Source organism: Myroides sp. 1354 (genome assembly GCF_030324495.1).
Lineage (GTDB): Bacteria > Bacteroidota > Bacteroidia > Flavobacteriales > Flavobacteriaceae > Flavobacterium.
In genome coordinates, this window is sequence record NZ_JACAGN010000001.1 from 147,282 (window position 1) to 165,371 (window position 18,090).

The 18,090-nt window shown below is 36.1% G+C and carries 15 protein-coding genes; 10 read left to right on the plus strand and 5 right to left on the minus strand.

What is annotated here, in order from left to right; all coding sequences use genetic code 11:
* Positions 1 to 78: 78 nt before the first annotated feature.
* The 4 genes from rnpA to HX004_RS00720 all read right to left on the minus strand — a co-directional run bounded on the left by rnpA (position 79) and on the right by HX004_RS00720 (position 5,108).
* Positions 79 to 492 carry a ribonuclease P protein component gene (rnpA, locus tag HX004_RS00705; protein WP_286440371.1) on the minus strand — a complete coding sequence of 138 codons (414 nt, stop codon included), beginning with the start codon at positions 490 to 492 and terminating at the stop codon, positions 79 to 81.
* Between the two features lie 94 nt (positions 493 to 586).
* Entirely contained in the window at positions 587 to 2,479 is a 1,893-nt protein-coding gene (locus HX004_RS00710; RefSeq protein WP_286440372.1) for a M1 family metallopeptidase, read from the minus strand.
* An 83-nt stretch (positions 2,480 to 2,562) separates the two neighbouring features.
* Entirely contained in the window at positions 2,563 to 4,176 is a 1,614-nt protein-coding gene (locus HX004_RS00715) for a S8 family peptidase (RefSeq protein ID WP_286440373.1), read from the minus strand.
* A gap of 71 nt (positions 4,177 to 4,247) precedes the next feature.
* Entirely contained in the window at positions 4,248 to 5,108 is an 861-nt protein-coding gene (locus HX004_RS00720; protein WP_286440374.1) for an MBL fold metallo-hydrolase, read from the minus strand.
* Positions 5,109 to 5,698: 590 nt separating this feature from the next.
* Here HX004_RS00720 and HX004_RS00725 point away from each other — a divergent pair.
* From HX004_RS00725 to sufD, 4 genes are all read left to right on the plus strand, one after another.
* Positions 5,699 to 6,028 (plus strand): HesB/IscA family protein, encoded by a 330-nt coding sequence (locus HX004_RS00725; protein ID WP_060875289.1) that lies wholly within the window; start codon positions 5,699 to 5,701, stop codon positions 6,026 to 6,028.
* A gap of 87 nt (positions 6,029 to 6,115) precedes the next feature.
* Entirely contained in the window at positions 6,116 to 7,564 is a 1,449-nt protein-coding gene (gene sufB / locus HX004_RS00730; protein WP_286440376.1) for a Fe-S cluster assembly protein SufB, read from the plus strand.
* A gap of 58 nt (positions 7,565 to 7,622) precedes the next feature.
* Positions 7,623 to 8,372, plus strand: coding sequence for a Fe-S cluster assembly ATPase SufC (gene sufC / locus HX004_RS00735; RefSeq protein WP_286440377.1), 750 nt, complete (start codon positions 7,623 to 7,625; stop codon positions 8,370 to 8,372).
* A gap of 49 nt (positions 8,373 to 8,421) precedes the next feature.
* Positions 8,422 to 9,741, plus strand: a complete 1,320-nt coding sequence (sufD, locus tag HX004_RS00740; RefSeq protein ID WP_286440379.1) for a Fe-S cluster assembly protein SufD — start codon at positions 8,422 to 8,424, stop codon at positions 9,739 to 9,741.
* A 205-nt stretch (positions 9,742 to 9,946) separates the two neighbouring features.
* On the opposite strand, the gene HX004_RS00745 is transcribed toward sufD, so the two are convergent.
* Positions 9,947 to 10,597, minus strand: a complete 651-nt coding sequence (locus HX004_RS00745; protein WP_286440381.1) for a response regulator transcription factor — start codon at positions 10,595 to 10,597, stop codon at positions 9,947 to 9,949.
* A gap of 88 nt (positions 10,598 to 10,685) precedes the next feature.
* Between HX004_RS00745 and tssO the strand changes: the two genes are divergently transcribed.
* Genes tssO through HX004_RS00775 form a run of 6 tightly spaced genes read left to right on the plus strand, consistent with a single transcriptional unit; the run spans position 10,686 to position 18,088 of the window.
* Positions 10,686 to 11,201, plus strand: coding sequence for a type VI secretion system TssO (gene tssO / locus HX004_RS00750; protein ID WP_286440382.1), 516 nt, complete (start codon positions 10,686 to 10,688; stop codon positions 11,199 to 11,201).
* 5 nt (positions 11,202 to 11,206) lie between these two features.
* A complete protein-coding gene (locus HX004_RS00755) occupies positions 11,207 to 11,728 on the plus strand; it encodes a type VI secretion system transmembrane protein TssO (RefSeq protein ID WP_286440383.1) in 522 nt (173 codons plus the stop codon).
* A gap of 6 nt (positions 11,729 to 11,734) precedes the next feature.
* Positions 11,735 to 12,643, plus strand: coding sequence for a PKD domain-containing protein (locus HX004_RS00760; RefSeq protein WP_286440384.1), 909 nt, complete (start codon positions 11,735 to 11,737; stop codon positions 12,641 to 12,643).
* A complete protein-coding gene (gene tssR / locus HX004_RS00765) occupies positions 12,643 to 15,144 on the plus strand; it encodes a type VI secretion system protein TssR domain-containing protein (protein WP_286440385.1) in 2,502 nt (833 codons plus the stop codon). Before HX004_RS00760 ends, tssR begins: the two co-directional genes overlap by 1 nt.
* An 11-nt stretch (positions 15,145 to 15,155) precedes the next feature.
* Positions 15,156 to 17,666 carry an AAA family ATPase gene (locus HX004_RS00770; protein WP_286440387.1) on the plus strand — a complete coding sequence of 837 codons (2,511 nt, stop codon included), beginning with the start codon at positions 15,156 to 15,158 and terminating at the stop codon, positions 17,664 to 17,666.
* Positions 17,648 to 18,088 (plus strand): GPW/gp25 family protein, encoded by a 441-nt coding sequence (locus HX004_RS00775; protein ID WP_286440388.1) that lies wholly within the window; start codon positions 17,648 to 17,650, stop codon positions 18,086 to 18,088. The genes HX004_RS00770 and HX004_RS00775 overlap by 19 nt, the downstream gene beginning before the upstream one ends.
* The last annotated feature ends 2 nt before the right edge of the window (positions 18,089 to 18,090 follow it).

The following is an 18,090-nucleotide window of genomic DNA, read 5'->3' on the forward strand; positions in this document are numbered from 1 at the left end:
ATTATAAACCAAATCAGGCGATTTACGCCTTTAATAAAAACAAGTTGTAGGTTTGGGTATTTCAGAATAGAAATACGTTTAAATCGCATGATTATCACTTTCTGAAGGGGTTGTTTGCTGTTGTTTGATAAACTTGTCAAACAAGCCTTTCATTTTGTGTTCTACTTCTTGATAATTTAGACGATCTTTTGTTTGATAAAACAACATCATTGCAAATTTTTGATCCAGTTGTTCGGTGAGGATATGTTTATTTTTGCGATAGGTTTCACGAAGTAAACGCTTGTAATAGTTGCGATCCACGGCCTTTTTAAAATAGCGTTTAGATACGGATACTCCTGTTTGAAAAGCGGGAGCATTTTCGTCTTCTACTTCAATATACACCAAGCGAAGGGGATATTTACTAACAGATTTACCCGTTATAAATAATTCATCTATAAGCCTTTTGGCTTTTAGTTTTTCTTCTCTGGGATATGTTTCGTTTTGTTTTGTCATAGGTGGTACAAAGGTAGAAAAGGAAAACGATATGTATAAAAGAAAAGTCCTAGAATATTTCTAGGACTTTTAATTGTTTCGCTAAATTGCTTATTTAGTTGTGGAAAACATTGTTTTCTTGATTGACATCAGCCATAAACTGACTAGGGTCAATCAGAATCGTTTTAATTGCGCTTTTGGGTTTATTGATGATGAATTTATATTCCGGTTGTGCCCAACCCCATCCTTCTAAAATTGTGCGCTCATATTCTACATATTGATTGGGTTTGTTCCAGTGCATGGAAGTATAGGGAACATAAAATGTTTCCATTGAACCATCTTGATAGGTTACTAAAATATCCAATGGCATTCCGGCACGGCCAATGCGTTTTAAGGTAACTAATGATTGGTTTTTTTGAATTTCTTCAACAAATAATACCGCATAGTCAATCGTATTATTTGTCATGGTCCAATCGGTCATATACCAATCTAAATTTGCTCCAGTGATTCGCTCCGCAGTGCGTTTAAAATCATTAGGTGTAGGGTGTGTAAATTTATATTGGCTATAGAATTCGCGCAGTGTTTGCATCATATTATCCCAACCAATGATATAAGCCAATTGCGTCAAAAAGATTGATCCACGGCTATAGGCAGATATCGAATAGGCTCTATTGGTCAAATAGTGATCGGAATGCGTAGTCAAAGGTTCTTGAATGTTACGCGCGACCATATTGTAGTAGCTTTTATAGGTCGAAGCGAAAGGATTGTCATCTTCTAAGTTTTCCTTTGGAAGAATTTGCAATAGGGCCAAGTCTGAGATAAACGTAGTAAAACCTTCATCCATCCATTCATGCTTTGTTTCATTTGTAGCTAGTGTATGTTGAAACCAGCTATGAGCTAATTCATGCGCTGTAACACCTACTAAACTTGGAAAATTTCTTTCACCTGTAATCAATGTACACATGGAATATTCCATTCCTCCGTCACCTCCCTGGATTACGGAGTATTGTGAATAAGGATATTCACCTACATTGGTATTGAAAAATTCCATTAACTGTGCCGTGATCGGCTGCAATTTTTTCCAATTCTCTAAAATTGTTGGATTGTTTTTGTACAAGAAGTGTAGTTTAACACCATTTGGTCCCTCATAGATGTCGTGGATGTAATTGGGATCTGCTGCCCAAGTAAAATCCAATACATTTTCTGCTTTAAAATGCCAAGTTAAGGTTTTTCCTTTCGTTGAAGGAACCGTTACACCTGCATCTTGGTATCCATGTCCAATCTCATTGTGGTTTTGTAAAATACCTGTTCCTCCGACTGTATAGTCTTTATCTAAGGTGATTTTTACATCGTAATTGCTCCAAACACTGTGGAATTCTCTCCCTAAGTATTGTTCTGTATGCCAGCCTTCGAAATCGTATTCGGCTAATTTTGGAAACCATTGAGCCATAGACAGTGCTACCCCTTCTTTGCTGTTGCGTCCAGCACGGCGAATCATTTGTGGTACTTGACCGTCAAAAGTCAAATCCAATATTGTTGTTTGATGGGGAGCTAAAGGTGTGTTTAAGGTCACTTCTAATACTGTTCCTACAACTTTACCTTCGATTGCAGAACCATCTTGGGTTAGTTTTTTTACTTTAACAAAACCAATCTCATTGTCTTTGAGTTTATTGATTCGGCTCTCTGTTATTTTTCTACCGCGAATTTCTTTAGTATCCACCATACGCGGATCAGGATCAGGAATACTCATTAACAGCGCATCCATATCGCTATTGGGTTGAAACGCATTAAAGTATAAGTGGTAAAAAACTTTGCGTAAAGTGTCAGGAGAGTTATTCGTATAGGCAACAGATTGTGTACCTGTATACGTGAATTTTTTAACGTCCATTTTGACATCCATGCTGTAATCAGCATGTTGTTGCCAATACCCTGGGTTGGGGTTTTGCTGTGCGTTAGCCTGATGAATAAAAGGCAAACAAAAAAAGAAAGCTACAACTAATTTTTTCATATCTCTGTTTAAATTAAAACTCCACAACAAAGTAGTGCTAAGTTGTGGAGTAGGGTATCGTTTTCTTTAAAAAATAGAAAAGATTATTTTTTTGCCTTAGCTAATTTTTCAGCTAAAAGTAAGGCATTGTATGCATTAACAAATCTTCCAGATGTCGAAATAGAATTGAAATTTCTCACCTCTCTTTTCTCTCCTACAATTACGTTAATATTTACTGCTACACCTGAATCCATGATGATTTTTTTCACTTCAGCAGCTGTAAATTGTGGGTAGTAAGCGCGGATTAAAGCAGCAACTCCAGCAACGTTTGGCGAAGCCATTGACGTTCCTTGTAAATATTCGTATGAATTATGTGGTGTTGTGGCGTAAATTTTTACTCCAGGAGCAAAAACGTCAACATCATAGTGTCCGTAGTTAGAGAAAGTAGCAACCATATTTTCTCCGAATTTTGGATTTAAAGCTCCAACAACTAAAAAGTTGCTTGCAACTTCAGGTCCCATTTTTACGTTGTCATTTGGATAGCGCTCTACACCACCTTCGATATTTAAATCCATGGCGTCATTACCAGCGGCTACAACGATTAATACATCTTTAGATTCTGCATATTGAATAGCATCACGTACCCATTGGCTGTTTTCTTCAAAGTATTTTCCGAAACTTCCATTGATTACTTTGGCTCCATTGTCTGCTGCATAGCGAATAGCTAATGCGATGTCTTTGTCGTATTCGTCTCCATCAGGAACCGCTCTTAAAGCCATGATTTCAGCAACTTCAGATGCAACACCGTCTCCACCTAAATTATTGTTTCTTGTTTGTGCAATGATTCCTGAAACGTGTGTTCCGTGTTTTGCTTCATCGCGATCTGGACCAATTACATTATTGTCTCCATATACGCGATCATTGATATTCGCATGGTCATCACCAACTAATTCACGTCCGTTGTAATCCACGTTTAAGTGGTATTTCAATTTGCTATCTCCGTAGTTTTTGTATGTTTCTAACCAAGAAAGCTCACGTCCATTGTTTAGAATGTTGGAAATTACTTTTTTAGAATGTGCAATTTCTTCTGAAGCATCTTCTCCAATCGCATTTAAATCCTCGATGGTATACTCTTTTTTACCTAAGAAAGCAGCTAATCTCTCGTTTGCACGCATTAACATGTCTGCTCTAACTTGGATTTCTTTTGCTTCTTGGATTTCTTTTGCAAGCTCTTTTACAGCTCTTTTGTATTGCTCTGATCCATCATCTCCTCTTCGTACTACACGAACCATTTCTACGTTTTCATGTACTGATTTTCCTAAGAAGTTCCATCCGTGGATATCGTCAATATAACCATTGTTATCATCGTCAATCTGATTTCCAGCGATTTCTTTTGGATTGGTCCAAACTTGATCTTTCAAATCATCGTGGTCAATTTCAATTCCCGAGTCAATAACACCTACAACTACTTTTTTAGGCAATGGTTTTCCTTTTAAAAGTTCTGCATAAGCACGATCTACTGACATTCCAGGTACCGTATCTCTTAGGATGTCTAAATGACTCCATCTTTTCAATTGTTCTTCTGGTAATGCAGATGTTCTTGTAGGTAACTGATCTACATCTGAAATTGGTTTTTGAATGATAGCTTTTGAGCCTCCGCAACTAGCTAAAGCAAAAGCTAAGGCTGCTGAAAGATAAATTGGTTTAATCAAACGCATTGTATTTGTTTTTATTTCGTTTAAGACCGATAAAAATAGTATTTAATTGATTGAAAACGTTATGCTTAACATTAAATTAAGATATCGGACGTCTGGAGTATTTCATTTAATCGCACTCCTTTTTCGGTATGATGAACTGTAATTATTTCGTTATGAGCATCATGTTCTAGGAATAAGAGCCAATTTTCATCTGCAGCCATTTTTAAAAATTTTTCCTTTTCACTTAGCGTTAACAAAGGACGGGTGTCATATCCCATGACATAAGGCAGGGGAATATGCCCTGCAGTTGGTAACAAATCCGCAGTAAAGGCTAATTTACGGCCTTTGTAATCCAAAATAGGAATCATTTGCTTATCCGTATGTCCATCTGCAAAAAAGATTGAAAATCCCAACTCTGTTTGTAGAAGTACATCAGTGTCTTGTCTTTCAATGAAGTGTAGCGCACCACTTTCTTGAATAGGGAGAATGTTTTCGGGTAAAAAAGAGGCTTTCTCTCTTGCATTGGGGTTGATAGCCCAATTCCAATGCGCTTCATTGGACCAATAACGCGCATTTTTAAAGGCATTGATATAGCCTGTGCGATCGGCATTCCAATTTACAGCACCACCTACATGATCAAAATGCAGGTGAGTCAAAAATACATCTGTAACATCATCGGGGTGAAAACCGTGTTTGGCTAGTGACTTTTCTAAGGTGTGATTTCCCCATAGCGAATAATAGCCAAAAAATTTGTCGGATTGTTTGGTTCCCATTCCTGTGTCGATTAAAATCAGGCGGTTTCCGTCTTCAATTAACAACAGACGAGCACCTAAATCAATTTGATTATTTGAATCTGCGGGATTGGTTTTGTTCCATATCGATTTGGGTACTACCCCAAACATGGCTCCACCGTCTAATTTAAAATTGCCACTTTCAATGCTATATAATTTCATGTTGTCTTTGTTTAACTCTGATTCTTGCAAAGTAAGAAAATTATAGTGAATTGGAAAGAAGAGAGAAGAAAGAAGAGAGAAGAAAGAGGTGTAGGGGCACAGGGTCCTGTGCCAAATAAAATGAATTGACTTTTTAAAATAGAATATAAACCTAATGAGATAAAGAGAAGAAAGGTGAACGTCCCTAAATAAGGTTGACCGTTTTTAAACGAAAATTTACAAAAAATCAAAAAAGCGAAAACGCGAAAACGCGAAAACGCAACCCACCCTTAAAAACTACTTTCCTTGGAATTGTTCAATCCTTTCTTTTATTTGTGCCTTTTTTATCAAAAAATAGATACGAAATTTGTAACGAAAGCTTTTTAAATAGAAAAAGAATTTATTTACCGTATTAAACCGATTTTGAATCGGTAGTAAATTAGGTAATCTACTGCTTAATAAGTAATTAAAAATGGATTAGAACAATAGATTTTATCGATTTTAGTATTAAAACTTCTAATCGTTATAAATATGTTAGTTAGTGTTAGAAACCATTTTTTTATAATACCTTTGTCCATCGGTATAGAATTAATCTATTTTAAGTAAAACGTATGATAAAAGTTTCAGATATAGCAAGTAAGCGCGTAGCTCTTTTGATGGAGGATGAAGGATTTGATTCTACAAAGGATTATGTTCGCGTAGGGGTAGAAAGCGGAGGATGTTCCGGTTTATCGTACCAATTGAAATTTGACCACGGCATTACAGAAGACGACAAAGTTTTCGAAGATAATGGGGTTAAAATTGCTGTTGATAAAAAAAGCTTTTTGTATTTAGTAGGAACAACTCTTGAATATTCAGGAGGGTTAAACGGAAAAGGTTTCTATTTTAACAACCCGAACGCAAGTAGAACTTGCGGATGTGGAGAAAGTTTTTCTTTATAGTACACAAAGGGAAGATTAAGTTCTTCCCTTTTAACAAAGTAAAGTCTAATGTAGAAGCAGGTAATAATTGCTTTTAAGTACCAATATATGAGCAAGTATACAGAAGAAGATTTAAAAAAAGAATTAGAAGGTAAGGAGTATGAGTATGGATTCTATACAGATATAGAGTCTGAGACATTTCCGATTGGATTGAATGAAGACATCATCAGAGCAATTTCTGCAAAGAAAGAAGAACCTGAATGGATGACTAACTGGAGATTAGAAGCTTTCCGTATTTGGAAAGAGATGACAGAGCCAGAATGGGCGAATGTACACTATGAAAAACCAGATTTTCAAGCCATTTCTTACTATTCAGCACCAAAAAGTAAAGACAAGTACAACAGTTTAGATGAAGTGGATCCAGAATTGTTGGAGACCTTTAATAAATTGGGTATCTCAATTGACGAACAAAAGCGTTTGTCTGGCGTTGCTATGGATATTGTTATGGATTCCGTTTCAGTAGCCACAACATTTAAAGATACGTTAGCGGAGAAAGGAATTATTTTCTGTTCTATTTCGGAAGCAATTAGAGAATATCCTGAATTGGTAAAAAAATATTTAGGAACCGTAGTGCCGCAAACGGATAATTTCTATGCAGCCTTGAATTCGGCTGTATTTTCTGATGGATCATTTTGTTATATTCCAAAAGGCGTTCGCTGTCCGATGGAATTATCTACGTATTTCCGTATTAATCAAGCGGGAACGGGACAATTTGAGCGTACATTAGTTGTTGCAGATGAAGGAAGCTATGTTTCTTATTTAGAAGGATGTACAGCACCTTCTCGCGATGAAAATCAGCTACACGCGGCTGTTGTTGAATTAATCGCATTAGATAATGCAGAAATTAAGTATTCAACAGTACAAAACTGGTATCCAGGGGATAAAGAAGGAAAAGGTGGAGTCTTCAACTTTGTAACAAAACGCGGATTGTGTGAAACCAATGCTAAGATTTCTTGGACACAGGTGGAAACGGGATCTGCTGTAACATGGAAATATCCTTCATGTGTATTGAAAGGAGATAATTCAGTTGGAGAGTTTTATTCAGTAGCGGTAACGAATAATTTTCAACAAGCCGATACAGGAACTAAAATGATTCACTTAGGTAAAAATACGAAGTCAACGATTATATCAAAAGGTATTTCAGCAGGTAAATCTCAAAATAGTTATCGCGGTTTAGTGCAAGTAGGACCACGTGCTGAAAATGCAAGAAACTTCTCTCAATGTGACTCGTTATTGATGGGTAACGAATGTGGAGCCCATACATTCCCTTACATTGAAGCAAGAAATTCAACGGCTCAAATTGAACACGAGGCAACAACAAGTAAAATTGGAGAAGACCAAATTTTCTATTGTAACCAACGTGGAATTCCTACAGAGAAAGCAATTGCCTTGATTGTCAATGGGTTCTCTAAAGAGGTGTTAAATAAACTACCGATGGAATTTGCAGTTGAAGCACAAAAATTATTAGAGATTTCATTAGAAGGAAGTGTAGGTTAATCTACATCATTTTAATGGAGACATTCGTATCATTACAAATATAAAATAACAAGAGTTTATGTTACAGATAAAAAACCTACACGCAAGTGTTGAAAATAAAGAAATATTAAAAGGAATTAATTTAGAAGTAAAAGCGGGTGAAGTTCACGCGATTATGGGACCTAATGGTGCTGGAAAGAGTACCTTGTCTTCTGTAATTGCTGGAAATGAGGCTTTTGAAGTAACGGAAGGTGAAATGTTATTGGATGGAGAGGAATTAGGAGAATTAGCTCCAGAAGAAAGAGCGCACAAAGGGGTGTTTTTATCGTTCCAATATCCAGTTGAAATCCCTGGTGTTTCGGTTACTAATTTCATCAAAACGGCTATCAACGAAGCGAGAAAAGCAAAAGGTGGAGAAGAGATGCCTGCAAGTGAAATGCTGAAAAAAATTAAAGAAAAATCAGAATTGTTGGAGATCGATAGAAAATTTTTATCTCGTTCATTGAACGAAGGATTTTCTGGAGGAGAGAAAAAGAGAAATGAGATTTTCCAAATGGCAATGCTAGAACCAAAAATTGCTATTTTGGATGAAACAGATTCTGGATTGGATATCGATGCATTGCGCATTGTTGCTAATGGAGTTAATAAATTAAAAAGCGAGGATAATGCCGTAATCTTAATTACGCACTACCAACGTTTGTTAGACTATATCGTTCCTGATTTTGTACACGTGTTATACGATGGAAAAATTGTAAAAACAGGAGGAAAAGAGTTAGCCTTAGAATTAGAAGAAAAAGGATACGACTGGATTAAAGAATCGCTTTCATAAGCAACGTAATACAGACAAAATCATTTTAATCTACTAGGTAAATAAGAATATGGAACTTAAAGATAAATTAATAACGTCTTTTGTAGCTTTTGAACAGCAGTTAAGTGGAGAACATGATACACTTCACAATATCCGCATAGAAGGACTTAAGACATTTGAAGATAAAGGCTTCCCTACAAAAAAAGAAGAAGCGTGGAAATACACTTCTTTGAATTCAATTTTAAAGAATGACTTTTGCGTAGTGCCTAAAAAAGAAGTTGCAATTGAGTACAAAGATGTAAAACAGTACTTTTTGAGTGACTCAGATACGTATAAATTAGTATTCATCAACGGTATATTTAGCTCTCATTTGTCTTCAACAACTCATGATGGTTTAGACGTATGTTTGATGTCTTCTGCTTTGACTAAGCCAAAGTACAAAATGCTAATTGATACGTATTACAATACGATTGCAGATAAAAATGATAGCTTAACGGCTTTGAATACGGCTTATGCTGTTGAAGGAGCTTTTATCAATATTCCCAAGAGTAAAGTGGTTTCTAAACCGATCGAAATCATTTATTTGTCTACTGCAGGAGAACAAGCGTTGTTAGTACAACCACGCAACTTGGTTATCGTTGGCGAAAATGCACATGTACAAATCTTAGAACGTCACCAAAGTTTAGATGAGTGTAGTGTATTTACCAATGCAGTAACTGAAATTGTAGCACACAAACGCGCCATTGTTGATTTTTATAAGTTGCAAAATGACTTAGATACAGGAACGTTAATCGACAATACCTTTATCAAACAAAAACAAGAGAGTAGAGTTTCAGTACATACGTTCTCTTTTGGAGGTAAATTAACGCGTAATAACTTGAATTTCTACCAAGACGGAGAGCGTATTGATAGTACAATGAAAGGAATTACGTTAATTGGCGGTAAACAACACGTAGATCACTATACTTTGGTTTCTCATGATAGTCCAAATTGTGAGAGTCACCAGAACTACAAAGGACTGTACGACGACAATTCTGTAGGTGTATTCAACGGTAAAATTTACGTGGATAAAATTGCACAAAAAACAGATGGTTTCCAACAAAGTAACAACATCTTATTGAGCGATAAAGCCCAAGTATACACCAAACCACAGTTAGAAATTTTCGCAGATGATGTACGTTGTTCTCATGGATGTACAATTGGTCAATTGGATGAAGAAGCGATGTTCTATATGCGTCAACGCGGTATTCCTCAAAAAGAAGCGAAAGCGTTGTTGATGTACGCCTTTACTGATGAAGTTATGGAATCCGTTAAAATTCCAGAACTTAAAGCAAAGGTGGCTAAAGTGATTGCCTCAAAATTAGGCGTATCAATGGGATTTGATATTTAATAATATTTTATTCGTTATAAATAAAAAGGGTACTTAACCACGGTTGAGTACCCTTTTTTGTTTTTAGGCGTTTTAAAGACTTATTTTTCCTTGGGTGATTCTGGTATGAACGAAAGAGAAATAGTGTCTGATTATAACCAATAACGCTCTTTATCGCTTAGTTGTGCTTTGTTTCTAGGAAGTGATTGACTTCTCCTTCCTCGTTTTAATTGTAATTGTGTAAATGCTGTTCAACACAATAAGTAATTAATTGAATTTTATTCTTCACTTGAAATTTTTTTGTCAATTTCTTGATATACGTTTCAACCGTTCTTCCACTGAGGTGTACTTTTCTCCCAATTTCATTGTTTGTCAATCCTTTACAGGCGTAATTAATAATCTGTAATTCAATAGGAGACGGCGTGTAAATTTGGGTTTGCTGAACGAGATTAGGGCTGTGAAAGGCCTGGTCATAATTTCTCCATTGCTGAAGATGTTGCTCATGGACAATGGAGTCTTGATGCACTAAATGTTGAAGTATCTTAAATATAATAGAACTGTTTTTTTGACAATAATAAACCCCCTCATAAGAGGTAAAAAGAGCATCTATATCTTCTTGATAGACTTGTGTATAAACGATAATGGGTGTTTTATTCTGTTTTTTTCGCAATATTTTTATGGCTTCTATACCCGTCATAATTGGTGTAAAAGCGTCAATTAGTAGAAAATTATTCTGTTGGTATTTTAAGCGGTTAATTAGCTCGAAACCATTGCAGTAATAGTCTAGTAAATTTAAATGTAAGGTTCGATTTATGTGCTCAAAGAGGAGACTCTTGAAGTGTAAATCAGATTCGCATAGGGAGAGGTGAATTGGCATTTATTTTTTTTTAGCTTGGAAAATGTAAAAATAATATTATTTTTGGGTTGTTGAATTATTCTTAATAAATAACTAATTTAATTATTTTATGTATTCGAAATGTATAAATTATAAACAAATATATTTGTGTTTTGTTTATTTTAGTGTAAATTTTTTAATATTGATTTTTGTATTTTTTATAGGTATATATTTCTTTTATGAAAGCTCTAGCCAACAACAACAACGCATAGAAAAGGATCTGTTAGCTTATAAAACACTATGGAATAAACAGTATTTATTAAAGAGTAAGGTCGATACAATTTATTATAATATGAGCCTGCTCAACACGGGTAAGGTGGAGAATGACCTCTTCTTAGAGCAGTATATTAGTCGAGATTATCAAGAGATAAAAAAACTAATTAATAATGAAAATGCAGAAAATTTTAATTGTTACAATTTGCTCTTTACTCAATTGGATAGTTTATTGGTTTTAAAAAATCAGTTGATTACAGTAAATAATCAAGAAACAGTAGCCTTACGCGATCTCAATGAATGTATGCATCGATTTAAAAATGTTTATGCGGAATTGACGGATGACCCCACGCGAAAGTTCAATAAAAAATAAGGCCGATGACACAGATCCATCAGTCTCTCTCTCGAAAAGAACAGCGCTATCAATTATTGTATTTGATAGGAATGTTATTCCTTGCCTTACTTTTCTTAAGTATTATTTTTCTACGGGGATACCATTCACCTTTTGCTGGAAACACGCTTATGGATGCAGCTATGCTAGAACAGCAATACAAGTTTAACGAGCAGCAAAAAAAGGTAGAGCCTTTAATTACAGCGACTTTTCAAAAAATTAATACACTGGCTTTTACAAGTTTAAAACCCATGGAAGAAAACGAAATCGTTCACAGTATTAATCAAGTTGCTCTTTCATTTGCAAATACTACGCTTTACGATCCTCGTAAAGAGGCTTATATCCAGATGGGATATTTCTATAGGATGTATCTGGAAGACAAAAAAATCATGGCCAAAAAAACAGAAAATATCAAGTTGTTTCGCAAGCAATTTGAAGAATGTTCAATTGGTTTTAAAGATAAAGAACAACAATTAATTCAACGTAGAAATATGTTATTAGCAAGATAAATAAGGATGAGTTATATCGAAAAAAATAAGGAAAAAATAATACTGTTTATTGGGGTTGCTTTTGTCCTAGGCTTTATGATCGTTTATTTCGTTCAGAAGTATTTGTATCAATCGATGGAAAAGGTAGAAGTGTCTGTTTATCCCTCTGTATTACAAGTTGGAGATACGTTGTATTTTGGCGAACAGACCTCCCATCACTTTCCAAAGAAATGGGAGTTTGGAGATGGCAATTTATCACTGGAAACACAGGGGTACCACCGCTATGAAAAACCTGGTTTTTATCAAGTAAAATATACCGTTAATGACACTGATATCCAAATGTTTTCCATCGAGGTTAAACCGAATACGAAAGAGGATTCTGGGGACTATTTTACAGAAATTGAGGCACCATCTGAGGCTATGCAATTTGAAAATGTAATGTTTAGAGCAATTACGGACAAGGCTAGTATGTTTAGTTGGAAGTTTGGTGAAACCGGAACAATCGATGCTAAAGAGTCTTTTGCGATTTATGCTTATCAAGAAGTTGGAGAATTTGAAGTGTACCTCTATACAGATGAAACGGCTTATCCCGTCGTACATAAAATAACAATTTATCCTTCGTTTAAGAACCTCAACGACGAATTAGATGTGGAAGATAGATATAAAATCATTGACAATGATTTTAAAGACCATCTGCAACAGATTGCCGATGGAGCTCCCTTTAATTATCATTATAATTATCTGGTTAATACTTATTTATGTGAAAACGAGAACGCCGTGGTTCGTGTGAATACTACCAAGCACAACTCGTTCTATTACTATTGTATGGGATTGAGATTTGATCAAACAGCAAGTATTCAATCTGTTAAAGTAGGGTTTAATGAAAGGGAGAATTGTGTGACGAAACTGAGTATTGTTCAAATAAATAATGAATAATGAAGGATAGAAATAAGTTGAAAATCTGGGGATTATGCTTTTTAGGAGGTATTCTCTTATCAAGTTGTACTGTGAAAAAAGTTGCCGTTCAAAAAACGCCAACTGCCACTGTTGTTTATACACATCAAGACCAATTATTGCAGTCTGGATATCCCAAAAAGAAGACGGCTTGGGTGGTTTACGCAGGGAAGCATAACGCCTCATTGTACGCAAAGGCAACAAGTGAATTAGCAGTAAATAATGTTGCCTTCTTAACGCCTCTTATTGTGCTACAGCAAAAGGGGAATCGGTTTAAGGTGGCACAATATGAAGCTGGAAGTCGTGTTGAAAATAAAATAGAGAAAACCAAAATTAAAGAACTAGGTTGGATGCATCAAAGCGATTTGCTTTTGTGGACAGAATCACTGTGTGATGCAAAGACAGGTTTTCGCTTGAAAGGTGTATTGGCAATACAAGAAAAATCAGTGCTTTCTTCTCTTGAGAAGTATATAGAGAAGGATTCAATGTTTGTTTTTAAAGACCCAAGTTTACTGCATAGAGGGGATCGAAAAATACCCCTTAATTCGATTGTCTACCTCTATGCGCTGACTGAGGATCACAAAAAAGTGTTTATTGGTGAATCGACTACTATTGAAGAGGGTAACTCTCAAAATAAAGTGTTGGGATGGGTAGATGCTCGTCTGTTGGGAATATGGGGAGCGCGTACAGCCATTCGAATGAAATCTTCTGCTCAGGAACAAATTGCTCCCATAGGAATGCAAACGATGAAAGATAGTACGACTAGTTTTACTCCAATACTCCAATTTGATGCGCGTCTGGATACGCTTGATTTAGGACATCTTTATCCTATCTCTTATCGCTCTACTACAGATGATTTTAAAATTAATTATCTGGATCAGGTTTTGGATTATAGTGAGAATAAAGTGTACAACGTAGAAGGGAATCCCATTTATTATGAGTCATATAAGCGTATTCTCGCTGATAATCGGCAGTTGAATGTGATTTTCGTTTTGGATGGATCAAAAGAGGTTGTTCAACATATGGCACCTTTACAAGTTGTTTTTCAAGGGTTGGGTATGCAGTTTGCCTCTCATGATTACTTCAAGGCAATTTCGTTTGCTTCTCTTTTTTATCATGTGGATAGACAAGAAAAGAAAAATGACAAAGTTCAACTGCTTGATTTTGAGAATTGGTCAAAGAATCTGAAGCTTCCTTCTCCCTACAAGCTAACTCCTAGTATGACAACTACATTAAGTGAGGCAATGGAAGATTTAAAGCGCTTGCTGGAGACGAAAAAATATCAAAGCAATTTAGTGGTGATTGTAGGACAGCGTTTATCTCCTGAAGATCAAGTAAGACAAAAGAAGTTGGCTGAGCAAATTGCAAGTACAGGTAGTTGCGTTATTTTTTATCAAGTTGCTGCAAATAGCAGTGATGCACACCATGATTTTGTCTTAACAGCTGAAGAAGTAATCAAAAGATCAGCAGCTCAAATAAGCAAAGACAAAAAACAACGTATCGTTGCTTACGAGCAAATCGTGGAATCTAATGTTTTTGATCTTTCTCAAGGAGATCAGGGGGTTTATCAATTGGATTTCCCAACGCAAAGTATGCAGCAAGGTGCGATTATTTTTCCCCGAAAAGGAGAGGAGAATAAACCGATATTATTGAAAAATACATTGACCAAAATAGTGCGTGATAAGGCTTGGGATAATCAACGTGTGGACAGCACACTTACAGCCGTTTTTAACAGTGACTTAGGTCTTTCTCACACCAAAATTAAACCAATTTACTTGCCTATGTATCAACAAGAAAGAACGGATGTCCCTAGTTCAATAGCCAAGCAATTAGTCAATCAAAATCACGCTTTTATGCAAGAGGGAATCTTGAAGGAACAGACTTCTATAGAGGAAGGTAACAGAGTGTATGGTGTGCTTTTGAATGAAGAGGAAATGGAGCAATTAGAAGCTTATTATCGCCGTATTCATGCTAATGTGTTCAAAAATGGTAGTTTAAACAACAAGAAAATGATTCGCAGGTATATTACAGCAGCCAGAAAAAATAGTGTTGTACCTGTGAAAATGAACAGAAAATTTTGGCGCTCGAATCCTATGGCAATAGGTTTATTTCAACAAACAGGACTGTACTTAACCACCTTGGATACACTGACAAAGCTTGAACTAAAGCAGTGGAAACGAAGAGATCTTGTAAATCAAACCATGCTAGAACATTTTTTTAAAAGCTTTCAAACCATAGCAGATAAAATTAAAGAAAACAAAGAGAATCAAGAGGGGGTGTTGCAAAAAAATGGAACTAAACTGTATTGGTTGAACCAAGATTTTATCCCTCTATTGGATGATAGCACAATTAAGAAAGAAGAGGAAACTTTTGAATTTCTGCTTTTTGAATTAGAGGGAATTCAAGCGACTTCAGTCCAAAAGAAAAAATATAAAAGCGATACCAAAAAATATATTACACGAGTAAAAAAAGGAATGCCTTAAATAAGAAAAAGATGAATGTATTACTATCCAATGAATCGGTACAAGAAGTGATTCATATTGCGAAGTCAATAGCAAGAGAAAACTACAATGCTTCGTATTCTGGCGCTCACATTTTACAAGCCTTAATGCATAAAAATATCGATTTACACGATTTTTTGAGCAGTTTAGGGAAAGATTCAGGCTATTTTCATGAATGGGCGGAAGTTCGAATAGAGGAGTATCCCAAAACGACACAACTTGTAACTGAGGTTCAATCAAGTCGCGATGTTGAGAGGCTATGGGACAATGCGGAAGAGGTTCGGAGTAAACTAGGATTAAGAGAGATAACGCCTTTGTGTCTCTTGGCTAGTTTGATTAAACCCAATACTGTTTTTACATCTGAACAATTGAAATCGATTCCCTTGTGTGAATCGGAGGTACTCTTGGCCATAGAACAAGCGCATCCAGGTGGTGTTTATGGGGATAAACAAGAGTGTCTTGAGAAAGAAGGAAAGAGAACATCTAAGCATTCGATTTCTGTAGCAATAGAAACTTATTGTGTGAATTTAGTTCAAAAGATGGCAGCAGAGAGACGCAGTTTAATTATAGGACGAGAAGGAGAAGTGAGAACACTTGTTGAGATACTGGGACGAAAGTCAAAACCCAATGTGATTTTAGTTGGTGAGGCAGGAGTGGGTAAAACAACATTAGTAGAGGGATTTGCACAGCTTTTACAAGAACGTAGATTACCTAGGTCTTTGAAAGATAGAGGATTGTATCAGTTAGATCTCAGTTTGTTAGTAGCGGGCACGAGTTATAAAGGGGAAATAGAAGATCGATTAAAAAAGGTTTTACAAGCATGCAAAGCAGAAGGAGGTATCTTATTTATTGATGAAATTCACGTTATCGTTGATCAAAAAGGTAGTTTGAGTGGAGTTGCCAATTTGTTGAAACCCGATTTAGCTAGAGGAGAGCTCACTGTGATCGGTACAACAACTTTTGAAGAATACCGCAAGTTAATTGAACCTGAGACGGCGTTTAATCGAAGATTTGAAAAAATTGAAGTTGTAGAACCAGATGATCAAACGTGCATAAAAATGCTAGAAACTAGCCTTCAAAGCTATGAAAATCACCATCATGTCCAAATTGAATCTGGAGCATTAACTAGTTGTGTTGCTTTAGCCAAACGCTATGCCAAGGATAAAAGACTACCTGATGCTGCTTTTGATTTATTGGATCGCACAATGTCAGCTATAGGGTTACTTGATGAATTGTCTGCTGCAGAATTGTCTGCTTGGAAAGAGAATTACGATCAAAGTCTAACGAAAGTATTTGTGGATGATCAAAGTAAATCAAGTGAAATGCTGTGGCTTTTCACTCAATTACAACAGCGAGTTAGTCCGATTCTCTGGGGATTGATGAGCGAACAGCCTTCTTTGGAACTCCGTATGGGTAGTGTACAAATACACGAAAACATCGAAGGCATTTACGCCGAGTTAGTTGCACATTCTCAGCAAAAAAGGAGTAGTGTTTCCAGTGTAGAGTTAGCTGCGGTCATGGCTGCCAAAACAGGAATTCCCTTAGGAAGAATTCAAGTTCAGGAAAAAGAAAAACTATTGACCCTGGAAGAACTCTTAGCACATCGTGTAGTTGGCCAACAACACGCCCTAAAAGTGGTGTCAGATGCTATTATTGAAAGTCGAAGTGGATTGAATAAAATAGGCCAACCTATAGGTTCATTTTTCTTTTTAGGACCGACAGGAACGGGTAAAACGGAATTAGCAAAGGCAATTGCATCCCTGCTTTTTAATGATGAAAAAGCCATGATTCGCTTTGATATGTCTGAATTTAAAGAAGAACATGCAGCAGCTTTATTATACGGAGCCCCTCCTGGATATGTAGGGTATGAAGAAGGTGGAATGTTGGTCAATAAAATTCGTCAACAACCTTATGCTGTGGTTTTATTTGATGAAATAGAAAAGGCACATCCTTCTGTTTTTGATGTTTTTCTTCAGTTGATGGACGAAGGAAAGATACACGACAAATTAGGAAAAGTAGGCGATTTTAGCAATGCTCTTATTTTGTTTACGTCTAATATCGGAAGTGAGCATATTATTGCTGCTTTTGAGGATCATACGATTCCAACTTCAAAGGAGTTGATGCAGGGCATGGAAGGGCATTTTCGCCCAGAATTCTTAGCGCGTATTACAGAGATTGTTCCTTTTGCGCCCATTACGGAAGTGATGGCAGAACAAATATTCTCTATCCAATTAAAAGGACTAATCGATTCGTTTCAGCGTTTGCATATTGCTTTTGAAATCACAGATACAGCCATTCAAAAATTAGCGATTTTGGGTTTTACCACCCAATACGGAGCAAGGCAAATAGGCGGTATTATTCGTCAAGAAATTGCCCGACCTATTTCCAAGATGATTGTCAAAGGAGAACTTAGGAAGGAACAAAAAATTCTTGTTGACTGGCAAAATGAAGGAGTTGTATTTCAAATTTTAACACCAGTAGAAGTATGCAACAAACCTATTTAAAATTCCCTTTTAATCCCGAACACGCCATGACAGAAGGATTATCTCTAGCGACATGTAGCTTGGCAGAAAGTATTGCACAGCACATTATGCTGTTGGTCTTGACTCGAAAGGGAGAAAATCGGTTTAATCCTGATTATGGCAATGCAGTGTGGGATTTGGAATTCGACAATGCAGTGACTGCTGTCGAATGGGAACGAGTTTTTGAAGAAAGTTTATTGGAGCAAATTAAATACTATGAACCACGTATAAGCTATCCACAAATTCAAGTTCACATTGAATATGTGGAACACCATTATGGTACAAAGAACTTTGTTGAAATTCGAAAGAAAGCCAAAATAGGAATCAATGCTATATTGACGGAAATAGGGGAGCGCTTTACGTTTAGTACGCATATTTATTTAAGTCCAATGGCGGTAGATTAAAA